Raw genomic sequence first — 13,017 nt, forward strand, 5'->3', positions numbered from 1 at the left:
AAAAGCATTCCCATCTGAGCTTCAGATTGATTATCTTTGTACTAATGGAAAATTTCGTAGTATCAGCGCGTAAATACCGCCCCGCCACGTTCGACAGCGTAGTAGGGCAGCACCATATAACCAATACCCTCAAAAACGCCATCAGCAGCAAGCACCTGGCGCAGGCATTCCTTTTCTGTGGTCCGCGTGGGGTGGGTAAAACTACCTGCGCCCGTATCCTGGCCAAAACCATTAACTGCCAGAACATCACTCCGGAGGTAGAGGCCTGCAACGAATGCGAGTCGTGCCGTAGCTTTAACTCCAACAGCTCGTTTAACATCCATGAGCTCGATGCCGCCTCCAACAACTCCGTAGAGGACATCCGGAACCTGGTGGAGCAGGTGCGCTACGCTCCCCAAACCGGCAAGTATAAGATCTACATCATAGACGAGGTGCACATGCTCTCGAACCAGGCCTTCAACGCTTTTCTGAAGACGCTGGAGGAGCCGCCATCCTACGCCATTTTTATATTGGCCACCACCGAGCGCCATAAGATCATCCCGACCATACTTTCGCGTTGCCAGATCTTCGACTTTAACCGGATCCGGATAGAGGACATGGTGCGCCACCTGGGCAATATCGCTACAAAGGAAAGTATACAGGCCGAGCCAGATGCCCTGCACCTGATCTCGCAGAAAGCCGACGGTGCCCTGCGCGACGCCCTCTCTATCTTCGACCAGATGGTGACCTTCTCGGGCAGCAACGTCACCTACAAGGCTACGGTAGAGAACCTGCACATCCTGGATTACGATTACTACTTCCGTTTGACAGATTATTTGCTGGAGCAAAACCTGCCAGGCTCGCTGTTGCTGTTTGATGAGATTCTGAAGAACGGCTTTGATGCTCATAACTTCCTGATCGGTATTGCCGAGCACTTCCGCAGCTTGCTGGTGTGCAAAGACCCGCAGACGATTCAGCTGCTGGAGGTATCGGATAACATCAAGGCCAAGTATGCGGAGCAGTCGCAGAAGTCCAGCGTATCGTTCCTGCTGTCGGGCCTAAATGTAGTGAGTACCTGCGACACCAACTACAAGAGCAGCAAGAACCAGCGCCTGCACGTAGAGCTGTGCCTCATGAAACTGGCGCACCTGAACGCCGCGTTGAGTTTTGCCAGTGAGGGAGAAGGATCAAAAAAAGCTAAGGTAGCGGCTCCGGCACCAGCCCCTACCGGTACGACAGGTGCCACCGCTGTGCCCGCCGCAGCCATACCTTCGGCTCAAATGCAGCAGTCCGGCAATGCCGGCAGCGTACCTTCGGAGCGCCTGCAGCCGCCGCACACGCCGCAGCATGTACCCTCCGAAGGCCTGCAGCAGCCACCAAAGCCGCAGCAGGTAACACCGGATGCACACATTGCCCCTCCTCAGGCAGCAGCAGCTCCTGCGCCAGCTGCTGCCCCGGATAAACCACGCGCCGGTCTGCAACTGCCTCCTCCAAAGAAGCTGGGTAAGCTGCCTAGCCTGAAAGACCTGCAGCACCAACAGACTGCCGTGGCAGATGTGGCCGTAGCCGAGGAAGAAGAGGACACAAACTATGGTGCCGTCGTGCCTGTGGATGAGGCGAGGCTGAAGACGGTGTGGCATGCCATACTTCGCCGGAAGAAGGCGGAGAACATGATGGAGTATACCTTGCTCAACCGTCAGTACCACATTGGCCCGGAAAATGAGGTGATACTTCAACTGGAGAACTACGTGATGATGGACCAATTCACGGCGCTGCGCCCGGACATACTGCGTGAGCTGAAGCGCGAGTTGGGCAACAGAAGTATAAAGCTGCGGGCAGAAGTTGTGGAAGTACAGGATGAGGGCCGCAAACTCTATACTTCAGCAGACAAGTTTAACTACCTGGCAGAGAAGTACCCGGTCCTCATCGACCTGAAACAACGCTTCGGTTTGGATGCAGACTTTTAGGCCTAGCCTGCCAGATTACCCCACCCCAACCCTCCCCTAAAAGCAGGGGAGGGAGCAATGCAGCCCCCCTGCCCCTCCTTGCCTTTTTCGAGGCCCCCTACCCCCAGGAAGGGAGCCTGTAGCTACTTTGGCAGAAGTATACGTTTCATAGTTGCTAGCATAGAGCGGACAGATCGCGACCTGTCCCTACAAGTATAAACCCACCCCTAGCCCCTCCAAGGAGGGGAATTTTGTACTTGCTCCCTTCCCTGTCATCTCGAGTACTCTTGAGGCGGGAGCCGAAGAGAGCCAGCGTAGCTGTGAGAGATCTATCCGGAATTCTAAAGAGATCTCTCCCAGAGGTCGAGATGACAGCTAGGGCTGCGGCTATCGATTCTGTTCCCAGTCCTTGGGTTGAGCGCCTTGTAGATTTCTGGTGCCCGTCAAGGGCATTGCGACCGAAGGGTAGCAAAGGAAATGTACACCGCGCGATGCCAAAGGACGAGCCCTCTCGGGCTTGAGAGCACCACGGTCGGAAATGAAACGAGCTGGTTGTAAAGCCGTGGATGAACAGTAGCTAGCAAGTATAGCTTGCCTCCAGTTGCAGGCAGCAGCAGCAAAGACACAAGGGTACGCGCTTGCACCAGGAGGGAAAAAGTCTGCAAGTACAGCTTGTGTCCAGTTGCAAAAGGTGTTACTTGGAAAGTATAGAGAAAGGCAAAATGCATGCTATAGTTTAAGAATAATCATATTATCTTTATAAAAACTAACATCAAAACTATGGCAATAAAAAGAGGATCCTCTTTGCTATTGCTTGCGCTGGGCCTTATGTTCACGCAATGCAAAAACGAAGCGTATCAAACCCAATCCACAACCGATGCTACGGCAACAGCCACCACTGCTCCTGCCGAAAAGGAATACACTTATGAGACGGCGCCGAACGACCCGCTCAACGCCCGCATTTATACGTTAGACAACGGTCTGAGAGTATACTTGTCGGACTATGAAGAGGCGCCGCGCATCCAGACATTTATCGCAGTGCGTGCCGGTTCTAAAAACGACCCGGCTGATGCTACCGGCCTGGCCCACTACCTGGAGCACATGGTGTTTAAAGGCACTACCGAATTGGGCACGCGGGACTGGGAGAAAGAGAAAGTAGAGCTGGATAAAATAGAGGCGCTTTACGAAAAGTATAGAGCCACCAAAGACGAGGCTGCCCGCAAAAAGATCTACGCGCAGATCGACTCTGTTTCGGGTGTGGCCGCCACCTATGCCGTTGCCAACGAGTATGACAAGATCCTGGGAGCCATCGGTGCGAAAGGCACGAACGCCTATACCTGGGTAGACCAAACCGTGTACACCAACGACATCCCGAGCAATCAGCTGGAGCGTTGGATTGAGCTGGAGGCAGATCGTTTCGGCGACATGGTACCGCGCATCTTCCATACGGAGCTGGAGGCGGTGTATGAAGAGAAGAACCGCTCGTTAGACAGCGACGGCCGCAAAGTGGCGGAGGTGATCAACACTGCTTTATTCCCGACACACCAGTACGGCACGCAAACTACCATCGGCACCATTGAGCACCTGAAAAACCCGTCTATCACTGAGATCAAGAAGTATTACGACAAGTATTACATCCCAAACAACATGGCCATCGCCATGAGCGGCGACCTTGATTTCGACCAGACCATTCGCCTGATTGACAAGTATTGGGGAAGTATGGAGAAGGAGCCTGAGCCTGCCTTTACAGTAGCAAAAGAGCAGCCTATCCAGCAGCCAATCGTGAAGGAAGTACTCGGTCCGGACGCGGAGAACGTTTCCATCGCTTTCCGCACGCCGGGCATTAACGAAAGAGACGCGCTGGTTATCCAGATGATCAGCAATTTGCTTTACAACGGCCAGGCCGGTTTAATTGACCTGAACCTGAACCAGCAGCAGAAAGTGCTACAGGCCTACGCCTACGACACGCCCATGAAAGACTACGGCACCTTTAGAATGACCGGCATGCCACGCCAGGGCCAGACACTGGACCAGGTACGCGACCTGTTGCTGCAGCAGTTGGAGTTGATCAAGAAAGGTAATTTCGATGAGTCGTTAATTCAGGCGGTGGTGAATAATGATAAGATCAACACCATGAAAGCCTACGAGGATAACAGCAACCGTGCCGATGCGTTTGTAACAGCCTTTATTTATGAAATGCCCTGGGAGAAGTTCGTGGGCCGTCCGGCTGAGTTTGCACAGATCACCAAAAAGGACGTAATGGACGTCGCCAACAAGTATTTCGGCAACAACTACGTGCTGGTATATAAGAAAACCGGCAAAGACCCGAACGCACAGAAAGTAGAGAAACCGGCCATCACGCCGGTAGCCGTGAACCGCGATGCGCAGTCAGAGTACTACAAGGCCTTTATGGCGAAGGAAGTTCAGCCGCTGGAGCCCGTATTCATCGACTATACAAAAGACATTACAGAGTCTAAACTGAAGCAGAACATTCCGCTGCTTTATACCAAGAACAAGGATAATGAACTGTTCCAGCTCTACTACATCCTGGACATGGGCACCAACAACGACCCAAAACTGGGCATGGCGGTAAACTATCTGAAGTACCTGGGCACCGACAAGTATACGGCCGAGCAGCTACAGAAAGAATTTTACCAGCTGGGTACTTCGTTTGATGTGTTCTCCTCCGGCGATCAGGTGTACGTAAGCTTAACTGGCTTAGATGAGAACTTTGAGAAAGGCCTGAACCTGTTTGAGAGTGTGTTAGCCAACGCAAAGCCAGACCAGAAAGCGCTAAACGACATGGTAGCCGGCGTGCTGAAGGCACGCGAGGACGCCAAGAAAAACAAAGGCGTTATCCTGCAGCAAGCCATGATGAACTATGCCAAGTATGGCCCTAAGAACCCATTTAATACCGTTCTTAGCGAGAAACAGTTAAAGGCCCTGAAGCCACAGGAGTTGGTAAGTATCATCAAGAGCATCCCAACCTACGAGCACCGCGTGCTATACTATGGTCCACGTGAAACGGATAACCTGGTAGCAGCTTTAAATACTGGCCACAACGTGCCTGCTACACTTAAACCGGTTCCTGCCGAGAAAGTATACAAGGAGATCGATTTTACACAGCCTACAGTATACTTCACGGACTATAATATGGTACAGGCCGAGATGATGTTCGTGAGCAAATCGGTACCTTACACGAAAGATATCATTCCGGTAGTGCGCCTCTACAACGAGTACATGGGTGGCATCGTGTTCCAGGACCTGCGGGAGTCGAAGGCCCTCGCCTACTCTACTTACTCGTATTATGGCACAGCTTCTAAGAAAGACCGCGCCAACTATCTGGTATCGTACATCGGGGCGCAGGCCGACAAGTTATCGGAAGCCATGGCGGGTATGCAGGCGTTATTAACAGATATGCCTTTGGCTGACGCGAACTTCCAGAACGCACAGGCGGCGCTGCGTAACAGCATCTCGACAGAGCGTATCACTAAGTCTGGCATCCTGTTCGACTACGAGCGCGCCAAGAAGCTGGGCCTTAACTACGACATCCGCCAGGATGTGTACCAAAGCGCCAACTCCATGACCTTCGACCAACTCAAGGAGTTTCAGCAGAAGTATGTGAAGGCACAGCCACAGGCTATGTTGGTGATCGGCTCTAAAGACAAACTAAACTTTAAGGAACTGGAGAAGTATGGCAAAGTAAAGCAGCTGACTTTAAAAGAGCTGTTTGGGTACTAGAATTCAGAGATTAAACCATTAAACAAAAGCGGCAGCCAAAGTATGGCTGCCGCTTTTGTTTAATGGTGGTAGATAAGTTGAGGCCACCGCTGCATTGTGCAATAAGGTCTAGATTCCAACGATCACATAGTGCAATCCTGACAGAGCCGACACCACACAGATTGCGCCTTCGCAGGCTCTCGCTGGAAAGGTTACCGCTCATGGCATGAAACATCAGGCGTTGTAACTTGTATCGTACATCAACTTATAACACAAGTTCCTTTCCTGTCAGTGGCTCTTAAGACACGAACTGTCTGCTCATTCATCAATTTATTCAGATATAATGAGAAGAGAATAGCTCCAAATGGCACTCCCTTTTGGCATTTCTGCTTAAAGTCTTTCCTGTGCCGCTGGCTCTGTTTATGAACTCACTAACCATAAACACAAAACTTTATGATAATCAATAAGTTAAAGAAATAATACCATTAGTTATTCTTTTTATTACCATTTAAATGCAAAGCCTATGTTAAACAGCCTTTCCAAAATCAATGTCTTTACACTACTGTTAGTGTTCAGCACAATTGTCTTTACCGGCTGTAAGGACGATGACGACTCCCCAATACCTTTCCCTGACACGAAAGTATATGAACTGGAATCAGTAGCGGATCCTGACATAGAAGGTACTGCTACTTTTGTAAGAGTAGACGAGAGAACAACATCCATTACAATTGTATTGACAGGAACGCCTACAGGAGGGGTACATCCTGCTCACATTCATGCCAACACCGCTGCAGAGGGCGGCCCTATCGTTATTTCATTAAACTCGGTTGACGGCACGACAGGCACCAGCACCACCATTATACAACGAGACGACAACGATAATCCTGTTTCCTTTGAGGACTTGATGGAGTACGATGGCCACCTGAACGTGCACCTGAGCGAGGACCAGTTGGATGTGATTGTAGCGCAAGGTGATATCGGGCAGAATGAACTGACGGGAGAGTCTACAGAGTATGAGCTGGAAGAAGCGGCTGTACCAGGCATAAGCGGCTCTGTAACATTTGAGGAAAGAAAGAATGGTGAGGCTTTAGCCACCATTATGCTGGAAGGTACTCCTGAAGGAGGTGTGCACCCGGCCCATATCCACATGAACTCGGTTGAGGAAGGCGGCGGCATTGTATTTACCTTTAACCCGGTGAACGGCACCACAGGTATGAGCATGACGAATGTGGCAGAGCTCGACGATGGCACACCCTTCGGGTATGACGATGTGCTGAATTATGACGGCCATGTGAATGTGCACCTAAGTCCGGAGCAACTGGAGGTCTATGTTGCGCAGGGAGATATTGGCACTAACGCGGATTAGGGACATAATAAGTATTAAACAGCAGCGGCAGCCAAAGTATGGCTGCCGCTGCTGTTTATAGCTCAGATAAGCTGAAGAAAATTCTTCTCATGCCGTAAGTTTAGCGTCAGCGCAACTTACGGCATAAATGGTAAAATCTTCGAATCATACGTTTTCATCATCAGTAACAAATTTCCATGCAAATCCTTCAGGAGTAGACTTGCATCTGACATAAGCCATCTTAAACTGCTTAAAAAATTCTGGACCAATTACTGAAGTGTCATCATAGTCGTTATCTGCAAGATACTTGGACGCAAGAACGGAAAAGTAAATATTCTGAGCTATCACCTTATTCGTTTCTGAGTTTATTCTATTAGTTAAGAATGTGACATAAGGATGACCATTGGAATTAAATTTCAATGATCTGCTATATTTCGTAAAACCAAGCTTTTTACCAATTGTACCCACAGTAAACTTTTCACCAATTATGGCTCCTTGAGAGGCTGCTATTATTGACTTCACCTCTTGAACAGCTTCTTCAAACATTTCAAAGTCTTCAATGCTGTTTATAAGTACCCCCATCTCCCTGTTGTTCTTCTCTGAGAACTCATACAGATTCATAGAAGTTATTATCATCTCATGCTCATTGTAGTAACATTTAGCATGAAGGTTCTGGTAATAATATATCTTTATGGATTCGAGGGTTTCAATCTTTTCTCGTTCAGCTGATGAAAGTGCACTTTTACCATAAACAAAACTGATTCTGATTCCCTCTTCAGACTTCTCTTTTAGCCTCTCAAATAGATTATTTGAGATCTTAAGATATGGCGAAACGATAATTAACTCCTTCTTCGCATTAATAATGATTTCCTCAATTTTATGTGAAATACCGCTCGTCCTTAAAAACTTTGCCATTCTTCAGAAGTTTTAACACCTAAAAATAGGCTATTAAAATATCCTAAGCACAAAATATCTTTTACAAAGGGCAACTTATAACCTTCGCTGTTCCGGATTTGCAATCCGGAACTCGGTGAAATGCGGATTTGTAATCCGCTTGCTTGCCAATAGCTACTGCTCCTGCCATTGCGGATTACAAATCCGCGGCTATTATACTTTCGGATTGCAAATCCGAAAGAGCGGGAGTATAAAGGGGAAGTATAAATCTTATCAAGGGTTAGCCAAGTTTCAGCAATTCATACTTGTATAAAAAGAGAAAGGCCGCCCGATCGCTCAGGCAGCCTTTCCTTTTTATACTTTATACTTCTTAGAAGTTAGCCAACGCAGCGTTTAGCGTTTCGCTTGGGCGCATGGCTTTGCTGGTTTTCTCCGCATCCGGGTGGTAGTACCCGCCGATCTCAACCGGCTTGCCTTGGGCGGCGATCTGCTCGTCTACGATCTTCTGCTCGTTGTCGGTCAGTTCTTTGGCCAGCTTCGAGAAGCGGTCTTTCAGCTCCTGGTTCTTCGACTGCTCGGCCAGCGCCTGTGCCCAGTACATGGCCAGGTAGAAGTGGCTGCCACGGTTGTCGATGCCGCCTACTTTGCGCGAAGGAGACTTGTCGTTCTCCAGGAACTTGGCGTTTGCCTGGTTCAGGGCTTCTGCCAGCACTTCCGCCTTTTCGTTCTTGGTTTTGTAAGCCAGATCTTCCAGCGATACAGCAAGTGCCAGGAATTCGCCCAACGAATCCCAGCGCAGGTAGTTTTCTTCTACGAACTGCTCTACGTGCTTTGGTGCAGATCCACCGGCACCTGTTTCGAACAATCCACCGCCATCCAGCAACGGTACAATCGACAGCATTTTGGCACTCGTGCCCAGCTCCAGAATCGGGAACAGGTCAGTTAAATAATCGCGCAGTACGTTGCCGGTTACCGAGATGGTGTCTTTACCAGCTTTGGCACGCTCGCAAGTATAGCGCATGGCTTCTACCGGCGACATGATCTTGATCTCAAGGCCGCTGGTATCGTGGTCCTGCAGGTACTTCTCTACTTTTTTGATCAGGTTCGCGTCGTGTGCACGCTGCGGATCCAGCCAGAAAATAGCCGGTGTGTTCGTGATGCGGGCTCTGGTAACGGCCAGCTTCACCCAGTCCTGAATCGGCAGGTCTTTGGTCTGGCAGGCTCTGAAGATATCGCCCTGTTCTACTTTCTGCTCCATCAGCGTGTTACCGTTCGCGTCAACCACGCGTACCGTACCTGCCTCAGCTATCTCAAATGTTTTGTCATGCGAGCCATACTCTTCCGCTTTCTGCGCCATCAGGCCGATGTTCGGCACAGTACCCATGGTTGTCGGGTCGAAAGCGCCGTTCTCTTTGTTGAACTGGATCACTTCCTGGTAGATCTGCGCATAAGAGCGGTCCGGAATGATCGCTTTGGTATCGTGTAGTTTGCCGTCCGGGCCCCACATCTGGCCGGAAGAACGGATAGCCGCCGGCATAGAGGCGTCGATGATCACGTCGCTTGGTACGTGCAGGTTGGTGATGCCTTTATCAGAGTTTACCATCGCCAGCTCAGGGCGCTGCGCCATCTCCGCTTTCAGGTCAGCCTCGATCTCAGCACGCTTCTCGGCTGGCAGGCTTTGAATCTTCGCGTATACGTCTCCCAGACCATTGTTCGGGTCAACACCGATTTCTTTGAAGGTGGCGGCGTGTTTGGCGAACGTGTCTTTGAAGAACACCGTTACCGCGTGGCCGAATATAATAGGGTCAGACACCTTCATCATCGTGGCCTTCAGGTGCAGCGACAGCAGAATGCTTTGCTCTTTCGCCTCCGCAATTTCCTTCTCCAGGAACGAGCGCAGCGCATTGCGGCTCATCACAGAAGAATCCACTACTTCGCCAGCCTTCAGGGCAACTTTGTCTTTCAAAATTTTGGTCTCACCGTTTGCGCCCACGAACTCAATGCGTGCATCCGTCGCATCGTCTACCACCACAGACTGCTCGCTGCCGTAAAAGTCGCCGCCCGTCATATGAGCTACGTGTGTTTTAGAGTCTGATGACCACTTGCCCATGGAGTGCGGGTGCTTCTTGGCGTACTGCTTCACGGCATCCGCCACACGGCGGTCGGAGTTACCTTCGCGCAACACAGGGTTAACAGCACTACCCAGAATCCTGGCGTAGCGTGCTTTGATCTCTTTTTCTTCTTCGGTTTTAGGCTCAGCCGGATAGTTAGGGATGTTGTAGCCCTGCGACTGTAGTTCTTTGATGGCCGCTGTGAGCTGCGGAATAGAGGCACTGATATTCGGGAGCTTGATAATGTTGGCCTCCGGCGTTTTCGCCAGATCGCCCAGGTATGCCAAATCGTCGTTCTGTTTCTGCTCTTCGGAAAGGTTCTCCGGGAAAGTCGCGATGATACGGCCAGCTAGGGAAATATCCCTTGTTTCAATCTCGATGTCTGCTGCCTTTGTGAAAGCCTGTACTATGGGTAAGAAAGAGCGCGTTGCCAGAGCTGGCGCTTCATCTGTAATCGTGTAGATTATTCTGGATGCTTTTGTCGTCATTTTAATCTTGGTTTTAAATAGCCACACCTCCGGCAAAGGGGAAGTATAAATAAGTTCTAATAGCAAATATAAGAGTCTTTTCGATATAGGCTAGGACTACCTCGACTTTCCAGTCATACTTGTTCAACTGCGGCAGGTACTGCCCTTGGTTCTTTAAAGCAACCTGTATACCGCAAGAAAGTTATATTTTATACCTTCAAAGATCCTTAGCTAGAATCGGCTGCTAGGTAAGACCCCAATTGTTTTTTAGTTCCCCTGCCCCTGCTTTACTGCCACTCCCCTCCTGCAACCATCCTTTCACCCATTTTTGCAGCTCTCCACGCAACAGCCAATCTTCACGCCCGTCTCTCAGAGCCTAGTTTAGCTTACCTGTTTTTCTGATTTATGAGTACAATTTATACTTCGCTTAGCTTGCCCTTTTTACGCGTTCTGCTTATTTTTTGCCTTGTTTTTATTGTGATGCCTGCCTCCGCGCAGCTTAAAATCATGCCACTGGGCAACTCCATTACACAAGGTGATGGGAAGTATCCGAGCTATAGGTATGAGCTATGGAAAATGCTGCTCGATGCCGAAGTTGACTTTGAATTCGTAGGATCTCACGATGAGAATAAATACGGGGAGAATCCACCCGTTAAAGGTACCGTGTATAAGGGTAAAACTTATACGAACCGGAACGAAGGCCACTGGGGTTGGAGGGTAGATGAAATACTAAACGGTAAATCAGGAGAACAAGACAAACGAAGGTTGAGCCAGTGGCTCAACACGTATACGCCAGATATTGTGCTGATGCACCTCGGCACCAACGACATGTTTCAGAATCAGGAGGTGGAGGAAACGATAGGGGAACTCCGAGAGGTTGTGCTCCAGATCAGGGCTGACAACCCGGATGTGGTTATCTTCATGGCGCAGCTGATTCCAGCAGATGAAGGTGTGGGCCATGTACAGGCGAACGAGAATATCAACAACCTTAACGCCCGCATCCCTGCCCTTGCAGAGGAACTCACCACACTTCGATCCCCGGTTATACTTGTAGACCAGAACACCGGCTTTGATGCAACTTGGAACCCAAACTCAGTGGAAGGCCAGGGAGATACCCATGATGGCCTGCACCCTAACTTCATCGGTGAGCGGAAAATGGCCCAGCGCTGGTACGAGGCCATCATGAACGAGGTGATCATCCCGCTCCCCGTGGAACTCTCCGCATTTACTGCGCGCAGCAACCTGCGAGGCGGTGTACTGCTGGAGTGGCAAACAGCCTCTGAAACCGATAATGCCTACTTTGAGGTGCAGCGCTCGCAGAACGGGAAGGAGTTTCTGGAAATAGCCAGGGTGGCGGGCGCAGGCACTACCGTGGTGGCGCAGCACTACACTTTCACCGATTCTGCGGCGATGCCGGGAACCGTATACTACAGGCTAAGGCAGGTGGATACCGATGGCACGAGCAGCCTCTCGAAGGTGGTGCAGGTACACGTAAACGAGCGGCAAGAGCAGCTACAGGTGTTCCCAACCAGCAGCCGGGGGCAAAACGTGTCGGTGCACCTGCAGCATAACCATCCCGCTGAGGTGGCCGAGGTACATGTTTATACAAAGGAAGGAAAACTGGTGCACAAGCTGGAAAACCTGGCGGGCAACAACGGTACTTTTAGCACCAAAATCCTGACGGAGCAACTGTATGGGGCAGGCATTTACCTGGTGCGCGTAACGGCAGGCAATAAAGTATACTTCTCTAAATTTGTGCTGGAAAGGTAATTAATCCTCATCCTGCTCCCGCAGCAGCTGCATCACCTCTTCATCGGAGGTTTGGTAGAACTCTTCGTAAAACTGGCCAACGGCCTGGAAGAATGGCGGCGTGAGCAGGCACACAAACTCATCCACTAGTCCTGAGAAACGCTTTGCGGCCTCGGGCGGCGCCACCGGCACGGCCACCACCACACGTTGGGGTTGCTCTTTCTGCACCAGCTTTACCGTAGCTTCCAGGGTTTTGCCGGTGGCAATGCCATCATCCACAATAATCACTATGCGGTCTTTGAAGGGGATGTGCCGGCGATTGCCCATAAACAGGCTGTACTTCTGCTGTATACTTTCCCGGATGCGTTGCACCTGCGCCTCGATATACTCCTCCGGTACGTCCGGGCGGTGGTCGTAGATGACGCTATCCATACTCACGGCACCGATGGCGAACTCCGGGTTCAGGGGGTGGCCTATTTTTTTGGAAACCGTTACCTCCAGGGGCATGCCCAGTTCTCTGGCAATGGGCGCCGCCACCGGCACGCCTCCCCTTGGGATAGCCAGCACCACGCCCTGCTGGCCTTTATACTTTTGCAGCCGCTGGGCCAGCTGCGCCGCCGCCGTCTCCCTGTTTCGGATCATGTCCATGGTTATTCAGTTTTGAATGTGTGAATGAGTGAATGAGTGGATGGTTATTAGTTGTTGGTTATTGGTAGCCCGTAGTTAAGAGTAGATAGTGTCTTTTGGACGGGATAACCAACGCCTCCATACTTACCACTGCCAATGGTCAGATTCACTCATCCACT

7 protein-coding genes are annotated in these 13,017 nt (G+C 50.5%); 4 read left to right on the forward strand and 3 right to left on the reverse strand.

Features of this window, described 5'->3' with window-relative positions; genetic code table 11:
* Nucleotides 1–44: 44 nt before the first annotated feature.
* The 3 genes from OH144_RS14680 to OH144_RS14690 all read left to right on the forward strand — a co-directional run bounded on the left by OH144_RS14680 (nucleotide 45) and on the right by OH144_RS14690 (nucleotide 7,011).
* The gene (locus OH144_RS14680; RefSeq protein WP_266203029.1) at nucleotides 45–1,946 is read left to right on the forward strand and encodes a DNA polymerase III subunit gamma/tau; all 1,902 of its coding nucleotides are present in this window, start codon (nucleotides 45–47) and stop codon (nucleotides 1,944–1,946) included.
* A 759-nt stretch (nucleotides 1,947–2,705) separates the two neighbouring features.
* A complete protein-coding gene (locus tag OH144_RS14685) occupies nucleotides 2,706–5,666 on the forward strand; it encodes a M16 family metallopeptidase (protein WP_266203030.1) in 2,961 nt (986 codons plus the stop codon).
* Between the two features lie 502 nt (nucleotides 5,667–6,168).
* Complete coding sequence (locus OH144_RS14690) at nucleotides 6,169–7,011, forward strand: CHRD domain-containing protein (protein ID WP_266203031.1); 843 nt, start codon at nucleotides 6,169–6,171, stop codon at nucleotides 7,009–7,011.
* Nucleotides 7,012–7,155: 144 nt separating this feature from the next.
* Here OH144_RS14690 and OH144_RS14695 read toward each other — a convergent pair whose 3' ends face one another.
* Complete coding sequence (locus OH144_RS14695) at nucleotides 7,156–7,905, reverse strand: phospholipase D family protein (RefSeq protein ID WP_266203032.1); 750 nt, start codon at nucleotides 7,903–7,905, stop codon at nucleotides 7,156–7,158.
* A gap of 349 nt (nucleotides 7,906–8,254) precedes the next feature.
* Nucleotides 8,255–10,483: an NADP-dependent isocitrate dehydrogenase gene (locus tag OH144_RS14700; protein ID WP_266203033.1), complete on the reverse strand. Its 2,229-nt coding sequence runs from the start codon at nucleotides 10,481–10,483 to the stop codon at nucleotides 8,255–8,257.
* Nucleotides 10,484–10,969: 486 nt separating this feature from the next.
* Between OH144_RS14700 and OH144_RS14705 the strand changes: the two genes are divergently transcribed.
* Nucleotides 10,970–12,232: a GDSL-type esterase/lipase family protein gene (locus tag OH144_RS14705; protein ID WP_266203034.1), complete on the forward strand. Its 1,263-nt coding sequence runs from the start codon at nucleotides 10,970–10,972 to the stop codon at nucleotides 12,230–12,232.
* Here OH144_RS14705 and OH144_RS14710 read toward each other — a convergent pair whose 3' ends face one another.
* On the reverse strand, nucleotides 12,233–12,859 hold the full coding sequence (locus OH144_RS14710; RefSeq protein ID WP_266203035.1) for a phosphoribosyltransferase: 627 nt from the start codon (nucleotides 12,857–12,859) through the stop codon (nucleotides 12,233–12,235).
* Nucleotides 12,860–13,017: the final 158 nt, after the last annotated feature.

The organism is Pontibacter kalidii (assembly GCF_026278245.1).
In the GTDB taxonomy this organism is placed as follows: Bacteria; Bacteroidota; Bacteroidia; order Cytophagales; family Hymenobacteraceae; genus Pontibacter; species Pontibacter kalidii.

Bases quoted from the DNA above. Each gene is read 5' to 3' on its own strand.
- OH144_RS14695 (WP_266203032.1), bottom strand. From the start codon at position 7,905: ATGGCAAAGTTTTTAAGGACGAGCGGTATTTCACATAAAATTGAGGAA.
- OH144_RS14710 (WP_266203035.1), bottom strand. From the start codon at position 12,859: ATGGACATGATCCGAAACAGGGAGACGGCGGCGGCGCAGCTGGCCCAG.
- OH144_RS14690 (WP_266203031.1), top strand. From the start codon at position 6,169: ATGTTAAACAGCCTTTCCAAAATCAATGTCTTTACACTACTGTTAGTG.
- OH144_RS14705 (WP_266203034.1), top strand. From the start codon at position 10,970: ATGCCACTGGGCAACTCCATTACACAAGGTGATGGGAAGTATCCGAGC.
- OH144_RS14685 (WP_266203030.1), top strand. From the start codon at position 2,706: ATGGCAATAAAAAGAGGATCCTCTTTGCTATTGCTTGCGCTGGGCCTT.
- OH144_RS14680 (WP_266203029.1), top strand. From the start codon at position 45: ATGGAAAATTTCGTAGTATCAGCGCGTAAATACCGCCCCGCCACGTTC.
- OH144_RS14700 (WP_266203033.1), bottom strand. From the start codon at position 10,483: ATGACGACAAAAGCATCCAGAATAATCTACACGATTACAGATGAAGCG.